This is a genomic window from Acinetobacter sp. C13 (assembly GCF_016809775.1).
Taxonomy (GTDB): domain Bacteria; phylum Pseudomonadota; class Gammaproteobacteria; order Pseudomonadales; family Moraxellaceae; genus Acinetobacter; species Acinetobacter pittii.
In genome coordinates this window covers 64,017-77,529 of sequence record NZ_JAFBJL010000002.1, presented here as the reverse complement: position 1 = coordinate 77,529, position 13,513 = coordinate 64,017, and the positions used below count along the sequence as shown (strand labels likewise).

Genomic DNA, 13,513 nt, shown 5'->3' with positions numbered 1-13,513 from the left:
TTTTTATTTGTCAGCGTTTAAGCAATTTCCGCTGGAAAGGTAACTACTTTTTCGATTTTGACCTGATCCATTGCAACCATGAGTAAACGGTCTACACCTAAAGCAATTCCTGAGCATTCCGGCATATGAGGCAATGCTGCTAACAAATGCTCATCTAAAGGCATAACATGAAGCCCTTGCTTAGCCCGCTCTGCATTATCTGCTTCAAAGCGTGAACGTAACACGTCTGCATCAAGCAATTCATCGTAGGCATTGGCTAGCTCTAAGCCTTCAATATAAACCTCGAAACGCGCCGCGACCTCTTCCCCATCTTCATCTACTTTCACTTTTGCCAAAGAGGCCATTTCTGGTGGAAAGTCAGTTAAAAAAACTGGAGCATCAAAACCTAAACTTGGTTCAACAAAATGAGAAAATAACAAATCCATGTAAGCTAGGCGATCATCGCCCAAGTCGAGATTTAACCCCACACGATTTGCGGTATCTTTGAGTTGCTTCAAAGTCGCTTGCAACGGGTTGATATCAAGTCGATCTTGAAAGGCATGTTTATAACTTAAAATAAACGGACGAACTTCACCAAAACGATGCTGCAAACAGGTTTGCAATAAATCGGCTGTTTCATGCATTAACGCTTTTAAGTCTAGACCGGGGCGATACCATTCAAGCATGGTAAATTCACTGTTGTGTTTACGCCCGTGTTCATCATCACGGAACACCTTACAAATCTGGTAAATCGGCCCACTACCGCTCGCCAATAAACGCTTCATGGCAAACTCTGGTGAAGTCTGTAAATATTGAGTTTGCAATTTGCCGTTAATATGACGCAAAGCCTGAACCGAAGCTAAATGTACATCGGTGACACCTGCCTGTGAAACGATTGGTGTCTCGACTTCCATAACACCACGTTCAGCAAAAAACTGACGAATTTGGGTGTAGAGCTTGGCACGTGCTTTTAAGGCATCAATTGAACAAGTAGGTTGATAACTTAAACTCATGCCTGTGGTCCCCCATGTGCTGCCCATTCACGGCGCAGCGGATAATTCTTACGTAATAAATCAAATGCTTTTTGCTCTACTTTGCCGTCTTTAACACAGGCACGGATGTTGGCATCATCTTGAGCAATATCATAAATTTGAGATAGTTTTTGCTTTAACACCACTTTTAAATCATGTCCTGAAAAATAGTCTTCGCATGCAGGTAGTTGAGTTTCAAACCGCTTATTAATGTCGTATCCAAATTTTTGGCAAAACGCTTCATAAATCATTTGTGTACCGCGGGCTTTTCCTTCAAGGCTATAACCAGCAATATGCGGTGTTGCTAAAGCCAACATGTCTATGAGTTCTTCTGATATGACTGGTTCATGCTCAAATACATCAAGCACCACTTTACGCTGGGTACGTTGAATGTCTTCCATTAAAGCGGCTTCTTTCACGACTGGACCACGTGCACTATTAATTAAAATTGTGTCAGGTTGAAGCGCTGCGAAAGCTTTTTCATCAAACAAATGATATGTAGGATGTTCACCGTTTTTGGTCAGCGGCACATGAATTGAAATTGCGTTGGCTTGTTGCAACAAAGTTTCTAAGCTTACATTTTCAATTGTGTCTAGTTTCACATATGGGTCAAAGCCAATTACATTCCAACCAAGTAACTGAGCCATATAGACCAAACGCTTACCGACGTTGCCAAGGCCAACAATACCTAGGGTAAATTTTTCTTGTTGTTCTAAAAGGTTTGCATCTAAATGAACTAAAGCAGTAATGACATATTCAGCAACCGCTTGGGCATTACAACCAGCCGCATTTGCCCATGTAATTCCTTGTTTTTCTAACGCCGCAATATCTAAATGATCGGTCCCGATTGTGGCACTGCCCACATATTTTAATACTGTGTTTTCAATTAAACTTGCGTTAACTGCAGTAACCGAACGAACCAATAAAGCTTCAGCATCTTTTACATCTGCATGGGTTAAAGTACGCCCTGCTTTGTGTTGAATATCGCCAAATTCTGAAAAAAAGTAATCGGTAAATGCCAAGTTTTCATCTGCGACGATTTTCATTGTCTGCAACTCATAGCTTATAAAAACGTTATTATCCTTTGAGTTGTAGCAAAGCACAATGTTAATGCCTTTAAATTCACGATTCTAAACTTTGACGGTTTGCAAATTACAAGCCAACACCAAAGTAGAAATAGGCCATCAAGGCCAGTGTGATCCAAACTAGAATAATCAACACAGCAACCAAATAATTTTGAGGCCGACGCTCCTGTTGATCTAGCCATTCTTCAGCTTGTTGTTCCGCATCTAAAATGACTTGTTGAGGTGTAAAACGAACAGCTAACCAAATGAGCATCGGTAGAATGATGGCCTCATCTAAAAGGCCTAAAATAGGAATAAAATCTGGAATTAAATCGATTGGACTAAAGGCATAAGCCACAGCCACCACAGCAATAACTTTTGGGAACCATGGCATTTGAGGATGCTTTGATGCAAACCAAAGCATAATAATCTGTTTTTTTAGACGTTTTGCCCATTCTTTTAGTGATTGTAACCAAGACATTTGGACAGACTCTGAACCTTTAGAGTTTTATAATAATCCATAAAACCTATCCTTAGCTTAAAAGCCAAAGAAATGTTAGATGAGCTTCATTTTAGGTCCATCATCTTGAACAATATATTTTAAATTTCTGTATATAAAACAAATCTGTCTCCCCTACAAAAACTTGCCAAAGTCAGGCCAGATTGCTTGGCTAATTGAATGGCCATGCTGGTAGGTGCTGAAATTGACGCCAATAGGCTGATGTTCAGCTGAGCACATTTTCGTATAAGTTCATAACTTGCCCGACTGGTCATCACCACAAAACCTAAACTGGTGTCGTAGTTTTCTTGCGCTAAATAACCGAGTAATTTGTCTAGGGCATTATGGCGGCCAACATCTTCAAATAAAGCGACGATGTGCCCATCAACCACCCATGCTGCCGCATGTGCGCCACCCGTTAAAGCGGTAATTTCTTGTTGGGCTTTTAAATGGGAAATAGCACTCGGAATTTGCTCAAGCCATATTTTTGATGCATGCGTTGTAATTTTAGGAACGTCTAACTGAAACTGCTCTAAACTCTCAATTCCACACAAACCACACCCTGTACGACCGACCATCATACGGCGATGTTCCTTTAAGGCAGCAAATGCTCTCGATGAAATAGTCATTTCTACCGTAATGCCCAGTTCATTTTGATGTACATCAAGTGCATATAGCTCTTTTAAGCTGGTTAAAATGCCTTCTGAGAGACTAAAACCTTTGGCAAATAATTCGACATCTGTTGGTGTCGCCATCATCACCGCATGCGAAATGTCGTTATACACCAAGGCAATTGGGTACTCTTGCACAATATGATCTAAAACATTTTCAGAGTCGTTTTTGTTAAACCGCTGTACTGGTAATGTTTCAACCCCATAGGAATGTGGTGTCAAAATTATTTCCTTTATTTCAAAACGGCGCTTGTTTAGAGCGCCATTTGTTTGGATGACATTTTTTAATATTGCCTTTGATTAAAGGTTGCTTACTTTCTTATCAGCGTCTTCAGGCGCAACTGCTGTTGCCAAGTTAAAATGCTCTGGCGCATTTCCGGGATGCAAAATCACAGGAACACTTTTTGAAGCAGGAATCTTGGCATATTTATCATGACTGCTTAACGCCACCAAAGGATTAGTTTCCGGATAGTAAGCGGCCAAGCTGCCTCGCGGAATGTTGTACGGCACAATACGGAAACTATGCACGATACGTTTTACACCGTCCGAGAAAACACTTTCGATATCAACCCATTGGTTTGCTTCAAAACCAGCTTCATCAATATCAGCTTGGTTCATAAATAACACACGGCGTTGCCCAAAGACCCCACGATAGCGGTCATCTAGACCATATAGAGTAGTGTTGTATTGATCATGAGAACGCGTGGTCATTAAGGTATAAACTTTACTGTCGGTATATGCGGCAGCGTACTGATTTTCCTTATCGGCATACACCTCACTCAGCGGTGTAATCATAAACTGCGCTTTACCACTTTTTGTATTCCAGATGTGCTGATTGGCTGGATGCTCTAGATGAAAACCGCCCGGTTTATAGACGCGTAAATTAAAGTCATGGAACTCATCAAAGACATCGGCAATAGAGTCACGGATACGGTCATAACTTTCGATATACCACTTCCACTTAATTTGGCTGTCTGGAAGCACTGCTTCGGCCATTCGGGCGACGATATCTGGTTCAGACAAAATATTGTCAGAAATTGGAGCGTTACGCCCTGCTGACAAATGAATATTACTCATTGAATCTTCAACTGAAATTGCTTGTGGGCCATGAAGCTGCTCATCAATTTCGGTACGCCCTAAACATGGCAAAATAAGTGCATCTTTACCACACACCAAATGGCTACGATTTAACTTAGTGGCTACATGAACGGTTAAATTACATTTTCTAAGCGCTTCTTGAGTATATGGTGTATCAGGCGTTGCAACCGCAAAGTTTCCGCCCAAACCAATAAAGACTTTGACCTCGCCTTCAGCCATGGCTTTAATGGTTTCAACAACACCATGCCCATTTTTTCTCGGTGATTTAATACCGAACACACGGTCAATGTTGTCGAGTAATTTAGGGCTAGGCAGTTCATTAATACCCATGGTTCGGTCGCCTTGCACGTTACTGTGTCCACGAACTGGACATAGCCCTGCACCAGGTCTACCAATTTGACCACGCGCCAACAATAAATTTGCCAGCATATGTACGTTAGCTGTGCCGTGGCGGTGTTGCGTGATACCCATACCCCAACAGAAAATGGAGCGCTCTGAATCTAAAAAGAGCTTGGCAAGTTTTTCTAAATGGTCAGGCGATAACCCTGAGTGTTTATAAATATCTGCCCATTCAGTTCTTTCAACCTCAGCAATCATCTCATCAAAACCAACGGTATTCACCGCGATAAAGTTTCGGTCAAAAACACTTGGTTTACCTGAGGCAAGTGTTTTTTTATCCCACTCATTTAAGTGCTTTAACATCCCTAACATGAGTGCATAGTCACCGCCAATTTTCGGCTGGAAATAATAACGACTAATTGGCGTACTGCCGTTGGTCATCATTTCAAGCGGTGCTTGTGGGTCTTGGAAACGCTCAAGACCTCGCTCTTTAATTGGGTTAATCGCAATAATGTTGCCGCCGCGTTTAGACACTTCACGTAAAGTACCTAACATACGTGGATGGTTGGTGCCGGGGTTATGACCAAAACTAAAAATAGCATCAGCTACGTCAAAGTCTTCTAGGGTGACTGTGCCTTTTCCTAAACCAATCGAGTCAAGTAAGCCAACACTTGTGGTTTCATGACACATGTTCGAGCAGTCTGGAAAGTTATTTGTACCAAAGCTTCTCACAAACAATTGATATAAAAATGCTGCTTCGTTACTGGCACGGCCAGAGGTATAAAATGCCGCTTGGTCTGGGTTGTCTAGCGCGTGTAAATGTTGAGCAATGAGTTTAAATGCATCGTCCCATGAAATAGGCACATATTTATCGGTTGCAGCATCATAGCGAACAGGGTCGGTTAAACGGCCCAAGTCTTCTAGAAAAAAGTCACTTTGCTCTGACAGCCAACTGACGGTATGTCCTGCGAAATATTCAGGAGTCACTGTTTTACTGGTTGCTTCAAAGGCAACTGCTTTTGCACCATTTTCACAGAAGTTAAATGCATGAGCATCTTTCTTTTCTGGCCATGCACAACCGGGACAGTCAAAACCTGTAGGTTGGTTAATGTTGAGTAAGGTAATTGAACCTTTACCTAAAATATCTTGTCGCTTTAAGTTTCGAGCAACACTTAGCAGTGCGCCCCACCCGCCAGCAGGATGAGTATATGGCTCAATTCGCGCAAAACCGTTATTTTCCTGTATGTGCTTTTGTTCTTCTGAATTATCCACTTTGTCATCCTCTTGATTCTTCTTAGGCATTCAACAGATCTAATAGAACCACAATTTAATTATGCTTATATTAAGAATCACTGCTGTCTAGCTTGGGGGTAGAGTCCGCTTGGTATGTTATTCACCATATTTTAAAAAGCTGGCTCAACTGTTCTTATAATATGTGCCATATTTTTTACAATTACAATCATTCAAGCCAACCACGCTATTTATAGAAAAATATATAAAACAATAAGTTAAAAAGATAGAAACTCCGCCTTTTACAGATCAAAACATTATTAGTTTTCATTCTTAACAGAAGAGAAACTCTTTGAAATTGATGCTTACATGTCTTTATGTATGGTTTTTTTGGATTAAGCAGTATAAAACAATTAAAAATCTATCCACATTAGAGCACTTATGAAGGTTGTGATCGCTCCTGACTCATTTAAAGACAGCTTAACTGCTTTAAACGTAGCTCAGGCCATTGCCAAAGGATGGCAAGAAATTTTTCCTCATGCGGAAACTGTTTTATGTCCAATGGCAGATGGCGGTGAAGGAACCATTGAAGCTGTTTTAGAAGTCTGCGATGGTCAATGGCGTGAAAAAACGGTGGTTGGGCCATTAGGTCAGCCTGTTCAAGCAAAATGGGGCTGGTTAGAAAAACAAAAAATCGCCATCATTGAAATGGCTCAAGCCAGCGGCATACAGTTAGTTCCACCCTCAGAACGTGATGCCTGCCACAGCACAACGTTTGGAACAGGCCAACTCATTTTGGATGCTTTAGACGCAGGTACAAAAGACATTATTTTAACTGTGGGCGGTAGTGCGACTAATGATGGCGGCACAGGATTACTGAGTGCTTTGGGTGCTGTTTTGCTCGATGCCAACCAAAAGGTTTTACCCGCAGGTGGCCTCGCTCTAGGCAACCTATCAAAAATTGATTTAACACATTTCGACTCTCGTATTCAGCACACGCGGTTTTTACTAGCTGCCGATGTGACCAATCCACTTTGCGGTCCAAACGGCGCATCTCATATTTTTGGCCCACAAAAAGGGGCTTCCCCTACTCAAGTAAAGTTACTTGATCAAGCGCTTGCCCATTTTGCCGATGTCTCGGCACAACTTTTAGGTTTCGACAAACGAGATGAAGCGGGTTCTGGTGCTGCTGGTGGTTTGGGCTTTGCAGCCAAAAGTTATTTAAATGCAGATTTTAAAGCTGGAGTTAAAGTCGTAGGTGAACTGAATCAACTTGAACATAAAATTGCTCATGCAGATTGGGTTATTACAGGTGAAGGTAAATTTGACCAGCAAACCTTAAGCGGTAAAACCGTTTTTGGGGTAAGCCAAATTGCAAAAGCTCATGGCATCCCTGTCATTGTGATTGCAGGAACTTTAGGCCAAGGCTATCAAGCACTTTATGAGCACGGCGTTACGGCTGCATTTTCACTAGCAAATGGCCCCATCACATTAGAACAAGCCTGTGAACATGCAGCAGAACTCATTTATGAGCGCACAGTGGATATTGGGAGGTTAATTCAGCTTAGCCAAACCAGTTTGAGAGATAAAAAAGTTTAATCGGCTAACTTTAAAAGACTCTCTTTACAACTTTCCAATATTTCATCGCTAAGCAAGGATTGGTCTGGGCATGCGCGAGACAAGGCAATTGCCCCTACGGATTGAGCAAGAATATTAATAGCTTGCTTTCTCAACTCTGGCGCTTCCAAAGAAACTTGTTTTGCACGTTCATTCATAATGAACTGAATAAGTTGCTCAATGCCCTCTTCAAACTCGACTTTTACTTCGTCCGGCTGTCTTGCAGCATCACAAGATAGCGCTGTTAAGGTACATCCCAAATCTCGATTGTCTCGATGGGTACGGGACACATAAAGCTGAATAAATTGAGCTAAATTTAAACCTTCTATTCTTTTTAAAACCTGCTCAAGCCCATGTTTAACAGTAATTGAGACAAGGTCTGTTTTCGAACTGAAATGTTTATAAAACCCACCATGAGTAAAGCCTGCGCTAGACATTAATTCAGCAATGCCGACACCGTCGTAGCCTTTGTTACGAAACAGTTGAGTCGCCTTTTCAACAATTTTTTCTCGGTTTTCTTTTACCTGAGTTTTACTGACTTTCATGTTGGCCTACCCACTTTTACTCACTCTACTCGTCACAATTATACATTGATTATGATTGACATCAAAAATTATATATTTTAGATTATGATCATCATCTAAAAAATTAAAGCGTGGAGACATCACATGTCAGCTCAATCAAAAGTACTTATTACAGGAGCTTCGTCAGGAATTGGTTCTGTCTATGCAGACCGATTTGCTCAACGTGGCCATAACTTAATCTTGGTGGCACGAGACACAAACCGCCTAGATAAAATCTCAAAAGATCTTCAAGAAAAATACGGCGTACAAGTCGAGTTCATTCAAGCCGATCTATCAAACGATCAAGACATCAGTAAAATTGAAGATGTACTCAAAAATGATGCTGATATTGAAATTTTGGTAAATAACGCTGGCATTGCACTAAACGGAACCTTTTTAACTCAAGATATTAAAGATATTGAAAAACTCATTACTTTAAATATGACTGCAGTTGTTCGTTTGTCTCATGCAATTTCGCAAACACTTATACATAAAGGTAAAGGTGCCATTATTAATTTAGGCTCTGTGCTTGGATTAGCCCCTGAATTAGGTTCTACCATTTATGGTGCAAGTAAATCTTTCATCCAATTTTTTAGCCAAGGCTTATATTTAGAATTAAAAGATCATGGCGTGCATGTTCAAGCCGTATTGCCTTCTGCTACTAAAACCGAAATTTGGGAACGTTCTGGCATCGACTTAAGCCAAGTCCCACCATTAATGGATGTCAATGATTTGGTCGATGCGGCTCTGATTGGTTTTGACCGTAAAGAAACGATTACAATTCCTGTGCTGAAAGACGAAAATCAATGGAATAATTTTGAAAAATCACGTATCACATTACTACCAAACTTTTCTTCGGCTGATCTAGCCCAACGTTATAAAAACTAACGAGTACCGCTACCCAACTCTTAAGTAGGAAAATCTTATGAATGTTATTGATGCCATCCGTAACCGCCGCGCAGTTAAACGCTTCGACCCTGCTTTTCAACTTTCTGAAGATAACAAAAAGCAGTTATTACAAGAAGTTTTAGCCAATGCGCCAAGCGCTTTTAACTTACAACATTGGCGTCCAGTCATCATTGAAGATACTGAGTTAAGACAAAAAATTCGCACCATTGCTTGGGATCAACCACAAGTTACAGAGTCATCATTACTGATTGTGTTGTGTGCAAAAGTAAATACATGGGAAGTTGATGCTAAGCGTGTATGGGATGGGGCTTCTCCGGAAGTTCAAAATATTATGGTTGGCGCAATTGACCAATATTACCGTGACCGTCCACAAACCCAACGTGACGAAGTTATGCGTAGTGCTGGTATTTTTGCTCAAACTTTAATGTTACTTGCTCAAGAGCATGATTTAGACAGTTGCCCTATGGATGGTTTTGACTTTGACGCAATGGCAAAGCTCATTAACTTACCTGAAGATCATGTGGTGTGTTTAATGATTGCTGTTGGTAAGTCGGCTTCCGAGCCTTACCCACGCGTGGGCAAACTTCCTTACGACGATGTAATTATTCAAAATACATTCTAAGTTTTTAGTCAGATTTTAGGCTTTCATCCCATTTGTTCATTTTTTTATAAATAGATGGAAGCCTTTAATTTGGCAAACGTTTTAAAGCGGACTTTGAATCCTATTTAAACTGCTTCAAAAAACAGTCTAATATCATCTCTCTATCCCCTACTTGACACGAGCTTAAAAGCTGAATAATGGTTCCCTCAATCATATATAAAAATAATTTGGCGTCCTGAAAGGAAACATCTTTTTTTAGTTTTATTAACTGACTATAGATTTCATTAAGCAACCATGTTCTATATCTCATTGCGGTGATATAGGCTTTTGGATAGGTCAGTTTGATCTCAAAAATTGCTTTAAATAATAGATAGTAAAGTCCCTCCAAATCGGTGTGTAAAACATAAAGTTTCTTAAGTTTATCCATCACACTTGTTTGACTGGTGTACTCAACCATTGAAACTACTTTTTCTTTTAAACGTTCTTTTTGCACGATCATGCAGATTTCAATAAATCGCTCTTTAGAGTGAAAGTAATGATAAAAAGTCGCTTTTGGAATTTGAGACTCTTTCACAATTCTGTCGACTCCAACCGTATGAAATCCGTGGTTGTGAAACAGATCAATTGATTTATTTACGACTTGGATGGCACGTGGGGAGATCACTAAATGTGGCATAGTTTTACCATTATAAAATTATTGTTGTAGATAAATGAGATACTTTTTTGGGAGAAAAAAAGGCATAGCAAAGCCGTTAAGACTGTGTTTTGCACATCTCAAGTTTTATTGTTGATTAAGTTTTTGGTCGCGACGAATTAAAGCCTGAAAGCGCTAATCGCTATCAAGCTGCTTATAGATTTAAGTCGTGTCGATATAGACTTTGGCAAAGGCTGCCAAGAAATTAAGAATGTGCAAAGCCAACTCCTTTTTATTGGGAGTTCTGCCAGACATTTATAGAATTATGGTGGCAGAACGAAAGGGGGTTAGCAGACTGGCTCAAGACCCAGCACACCCGAAGGTGTCCCCCTTCCGTCCTACCGCTACAAAAAGGGAGACGAACGGGTCTACATCAAAAAATGAATTTTTTCAATGTTCTTGAGCACGGTCTGCTAAAACCGGCTGGCAATGTGGCCAGCAGGCAAAGAATAGTGCTCCGCCCTTTTGCAGTCAAGCACACAAAATGACATTTGTTTTAATTTAGATCATTAAAAAGTAAGGATAAATAATGCGTGAGTTATTGTTTAAGTGAGGTTTATAAAGGGAAAATAAAACAGCCTTAAGAGGCTGTTTTATTTGAGCTAGAAAGACTTCGTATAAGCTCCATTAGGTTAATTTTAAATAGTTTTCATAACTCGTTGTCTCTAAAACGTGTAATTTACTTATTTCTAGTTTTTTCATAATATCTGGGATCAAAGATCTATTAGCTAAAAAGAGCTGATCAGTCCTATCAAATCCACCTTGTAGCCTTATTCTTCCATTTTGAACATACATATCCATTAATCGATGTTCTCTTAGACTTTGTATAACAGTGGTTTTATATTCATCAAAATCTATTTTTTTATTATCTTTAAAAGAATACTCATCAAAAAGTTGATAGTAAAAGTTTAAGAATTTTTCTTCGCCATTTAAATATTCATCCAAGCTATTATTTTTCAATGAGATGTCGTAGCAAATGATATTCGATTGATCAGCTTCTACTTCTGAAAGCCAATGATCAAAAATAGAAATAGAAATGACCGTGTCCCACATAAATTTACTCAAATTACTAGAATTTTATAAGGATACATTAAGAGCTTTTCATCGTATAAAATATTTAATTCAACACTAAATAATTTATAAACCTCTCTTTGCTGCAACCACAACACCAACTGTTTTTTTAAACTTAGAACTTTCTTTATTAATTACTCCAACAATGCATAAGACTGCCGACTTAATCTCTGAAGAGGTCGAATAGAGCTTTTCAGTAAGGTCGAAACCAAGGTTTTTTGGGCTTAGTTCCCGTATATGCTGGACTAACTTTAATTGGCCCTTGACCTTTTTCACATTCTTGAACACCCCACTCACTCGGACGAAAACGTGCATTAGCTCCATCGGGTTCAGGTTTACCAAATTCTTTTGCAATATCATAATGAATGGATGGAATTTCAAACAGTACGATGTCCCCACGAGAACAAGCGATGGTGGGACGCTTCGTATCGTAAACCCATTTACCATAACCATTTTCTTCATTAGGATCAAAGCGCATAACTGGACCCACATGCTGATCCCATGCCAATTCCATTCGAGGAGGTTCCATCGCAGTTACCCACATTCCAGCGACTTGTACAGGATGAGGAAAACGTACAGCTTGTAATCCCCGTAAACTCAAGGGTAATTGAGGCTCACCATTATCAAAAGCATCATAACGACTGATTAAGCTCCCTTTGGGAATCAACAGTTCACCATATTGGGCATCTTGAGATAAAACGAAATGACTGCGACTTTCTTTATAATGCTCTTTAAGCGCAAAATCATACCCTACCGATGCAATCATATAAAATAAATAACCAGCCCACAGATCACATATCAATGCCAACAGCGTAATGAATAATATTTTTCGAGAAAAAAACCTAACAGGCTTTTGCGCCTTCTTTCGCCAAAAGAATATTAATTTCACCAACAAGCCTAGTGTTAGTACAACACCAATTAATGGAACAAAAAACAACAGAAAAATTGCGAAAAAAGAGAATGGCTGTACCGGTATCATAATTTTTAAATCTTTAACTTCATATTTTTCAAAGGTGGGCCGCCAAGAAAATTGTATATACGTGTATTAAAACAAGCCTTATAATTCACAGACACTATTTTATAGCCTTAGCATTTTCACACACTAAATTAAGCATAGCTAAATCATTATCACCCGTGGCTTTCATTACTTCACTCTTTTTATCGCTCTTATACTTAAGTTCACCATTATTTTTATCACCAATCATAAAGTCTAAAATCTTTATCGTCTTATGTGAACAGTCAAAAGCCATGTGGTATTGTGCAATATTATCTTTATCAAAATCACCTGTATAAAACTTTGTTTCGGGTACGCCAACTAGTTTTCTGGTAGCAGTAATTTTAAATTTACTTTTACTTGGTAAATAAAATTCGATTGAATCTAGTTCAAAAGCATAAGCGATATCTTCTTGTTGATAATAAACTTCTTCTGCTTGAATACTATTTGAAAAAGCTGCACAGGTAGCAAAAATTAAGCTAAAAATTGTTTTATTCATTTACTAAAACTCATACATAATTTTTTGTTGCCTGATTTTATATAATTATATTATTTGTTCATACCTGAATTAAAAAAATTTCTTTAAAATAAAAATACTTATTGAAAATTTACTATGTATATCTCAAAAAAGGTTATATAGAGATTTCCTATAGAAAAATATACTCCTATTTCTATGCCTTAGATTTTTTATCCAGCTATCAGTTATATATTCCACTACTGATACAAGATAAAATATACCGATATCTAGGAGAGTGTTTTCGCCTACACACTATAAACAATAAAATTTAATGAGAAGTTATGGATAATTTGAAGCATATAATTATCGCCTTTGTTGTGACTATTATTACGACAATATTAATCCCCTTTATTTTCAAGGTTTAACCCTCTAAAACTTACTTTAGCTTGTTTCTTGTCTTCCACTTTAGGTTTTGGATTAGCAGCTACCTATGACCGTAAATCTAATAATCGAGGAATAGATGGTGATTGGGGAGCACATGGCTTATGGAAAGAGATATTTAATTTAGAACTAGTAACTATCAGCGTAGGTATGGAAGTTTTAATTACTCTTATACTTATGTTAGCAATTTATTTTTCTAGTGAATAATATTCTTAAACTAATAAATAAAAAAGCCAAGCCCCATCACTGTGGCTT

Annotated in this window: 14 protein-coding genes; 4 read left to right on the top strand and 10 right to left on the bottom strand. The window is 38.9% G+C overall.

What is annotated here, in order from left to right; all coding sequences use genetic code 11:
• Positions 1-17: 17 nt before the first annotated feature.
• From epmA to JGE69_RS05610, 5 genes are all read right to left on the bottom strand, one after another.
• Positions 18-992: an EF-P lysine aminoacylase EpmA gene (epmA, locus tag JGE69_RS05630; RefSeq protein ID WP_039759715.1), complete on the bottom strand. Its 975-nt coding sequence runs from the start codon at positions 990-992 to the stop codon at positions 18-20.
• Positions 989-2,056 (bottom strand): 4-phosphoerythronate dehydrogenase, encoded by a 1,068-nt coding sequence (locus tag JGE69_RS05625; RefSeq protein WP_199113151.1) that lies wholly within the window; start codon positions 2,054-2,056, stop codon positions 989-991. The genes epmA and JGE69_RS05625 overlap by 4 nt, the downstream gene beginning before the upstream one ends.
• Positions 2,057-2,162: 106 nt before the next feature.
• A complete protein-coding gene (locus JGE69_RS05620; protein ID WP_199113153.1) occupies positions 2,163-2,555 on the bottom strand; it encodes a YkvA family protein in 393 nt (130 codons plus the stop codon).
• A gap of 119 nt (positions 2,556-2,674) precedes the next feature.
• On the bottom strand, positions 2,675-3,466 hold the full coding sequence (gene fdhD, locus JGE69_RS05615; protein ID WP_033847932.1) for a formate dehydrogenase accessory sulfurtransferase FdhD: 792 nt from the start codon (positions 3,464-3,466) through the stop codon (positions 2,675-2,677).
• Positions 3,467-3,544: 78 nt separating this feature from the next.
• The gene (locus JGE69_RS05610) at positions 3,545-5,953 is read right to left on the bottom strand and encodes an FdhF/YdeP family oxidoreductase (RefSeq protein WP_199113155.1); all 2,409 of its coding nucleotides are present in this window, start codon (positions 5,951-5,953) and stop codon (positions 3,545-3,547) included.
• Between the two features lie 399 nt (positions 5,954-6,352).
• Between JGE69_RS05610 and JGE69_RS05605 the strand changes: the two genes are divergently transcribed.
• Positions 6,353-7,510 (top strand): glycerate kinase, encoded by a 1,158-nt coding sequence (locus JGE69_RS05605; RefSeq protein WP_199113157.1) that lies wholly within the window; start codon positions 6,353-6,355, stop codon positions 7,508-7,510.
• On the opposite strand, the gene JGE69_RS05600 is transcribed toward JGE69_RS05605, so the two are convergent.
• The gene (locus JGE69_RS05600; RefSeq protein WP_199113159.1) at positions 7,507-8,073 is read right to left on the bottom strand and encodes a TetR/AcrR family transcriptional regulator; all 567 of its coding nucleotides are present in this window, start codon (positions 8,071-8,073) and stop codon (positions 7,507-7,509) included. The two genes, JGE69_RS05605 and JGE69_RS05600, sit on opposite strands and share 4 nt — an antisense overlap.
• A gap of 123 nt (positions 8,074-8,196) precedes the next feature.
• On the opposite strand from JGE69_RS05600, the gene JGE69_RS05595 reads away from it, so the two are divergent.
• Positions 8,197-8,979, top strand: coding sequence for an SDR family NAD(P)-dependent oxidoreductase (locus JGE69_RS05595; protein ID WP_199113161.1), 783 nt, complete (start codon positions 8,197-8,199; stop codon positions 8,977-8,979).
• A gap of 37 nt (positions 8,980-9,016) precedes the next feature.
• On the top strand, positions 9,017-9,622 hold the full coding sequence (locus JGE69_RS05590) for a nitroreductase family protein (protein WP_199113163.1): 606 nt from the start codon (positions 9,017-9,019) through the stop codon (positions 9,620-9,622).
• 100 nt (positions 9,623-9,722) lie between these two features.
• Here the strand turns inward: JGE69_RS05590 and JGE69_RS05585 are convergent, their stop codons facing one another.
• The 4 genes from JGE69_RS05585 to JGE69_RS05570 form a co-directional block, all read right to left on the bottom strand.
• The gene (locus tag JGE69_RS05585) at positions 9,723-10,277 is read right to left on the bottom strand and encodes a TetR/AcrR family transcriptional regulator (RefSeq protein WP_199113165.1); all 555 of its coding nucleotides are present in this window, start codon (positions 10,275-10,277) and stop codon (positions 9,723-9,725) included.
• Between the two features lie 645 nt (positions 10,278-10,922).
• Entirely contained in the window at positions 10,923-11,348 is a 426-nt protein-coding gene (locus JGE69_RS05580) for a hypothetical protein (RefSeq protein WP_060464887.1), read from the bottom strand.
• Positions 11,349-11,559: 211 nt separating this feature from the next.
• On the bottom strand, positions 11,560-12,303 hold the full coding sequence (locus JGE69_RS05575; RefSeq protein ID WP_199113260.1) for a hypothetical protein: 744 nt from the start codon (positions 12,301-12,303) through the stop codon (positions 11,560-11,562).
• 136 nt (positions 12,304-12,439) lie between these two features.
• Complete coding sequence (locus tag JGE69_RS05570; protein ID WP_069123910.1) at positions 12,440-12,859, bottom strand: hypothetical protein; 420 nt, start codon at positions 12,857-12,859, stop codon at positions 12,440-12,442.
• Between the two features lie 411 nt (positions 12,860-13,270).
• Between JGE69_RS05570 and JGE69_RS18030 the strand changes: the two genes are divergently transcribed.
• The gene (locus JGE69_RS18030; protein WP_081325781.1) at positions 13,271-13,465 is read left to right on the top strand and encodes a hypothetical protein; all 195 of its coding nucleotides are present in this window, start codon (positions 13,271-13,273) and stop codon (positions 13,463-13,465) included.
• The last annotated feature ends 48 nt before the right edge of the window (positions 13,466-13,513 follow it).

Coding starts and splice junctions, on each gene's coding strand:
- epmA (WP_039759715.1), bottom strand. CDS start 992: ATGAGTTTAAGTTATCAACCTACTTGTTCAATTGATGCCTTAAAAGCA.
- JGE69_RS05625 (WP_199113151.1), bottom strand. CDS start 2,056: ATGAAAATCGTCGCAGATGAAAACTTGGCATTTACCGATTACTTTTTT.
- JGE69_RS05620 (WP_199113153.1), bottom strand. CDS start 2,555: ATGTCTTGGTTACAATCACTAAAAGAATGGGCAAAACGTCTAAAAAAA.
- JGE69_RS05605 (WP_199113157.1), top strand. CDS start 6,353: ATGAAGGTTGTGATCGCTCCTGACTCATTTAAAGACAGCTTAACTGCT.
- JGE69_RS05600 (WP_199113159.1), bottom strand. CDS start 8,073: ATGAAAGTCAGTAAAACTCAGGTAAAAGAAAACCGAGAAAAAATTGTT.
- JGE69_RS05595 (WP_199113161.1), top strand. CDS start 8,197: ATGTCAGCTCAATCAAAAGTACTTATTACAGGAGCTTCGTCAGGAATT.
- JGE69_RS05590 (WP_199113163.1), top strand. CDS start 9,017: ATGAATGTTATTGATGCCATCCGTAACCGCCGCGCAGTTAAACGCTTC.
- JGE69_RS05585 (WP_199113165.1), bottom strand. CDS start 10,277: ATGCCACATTTAGTGATCTCCCCACGTGCCATCCAAGTCGTAAATAAA.
- JGE69_RS05580 (WP_060464887.1), bottom strand. CDS start 11,348: ATGTGGGACACGGTCATTTCTATTTCTATTTTTGATCATTGGCTTTCA.
- JGE69_RS05570 (WP_069123910.1), bottom strand. CDS start 12,859: ATGAATAAAACAATTTTTAGCTTAATTTTTGCTACCTGTGCAGCTTTT.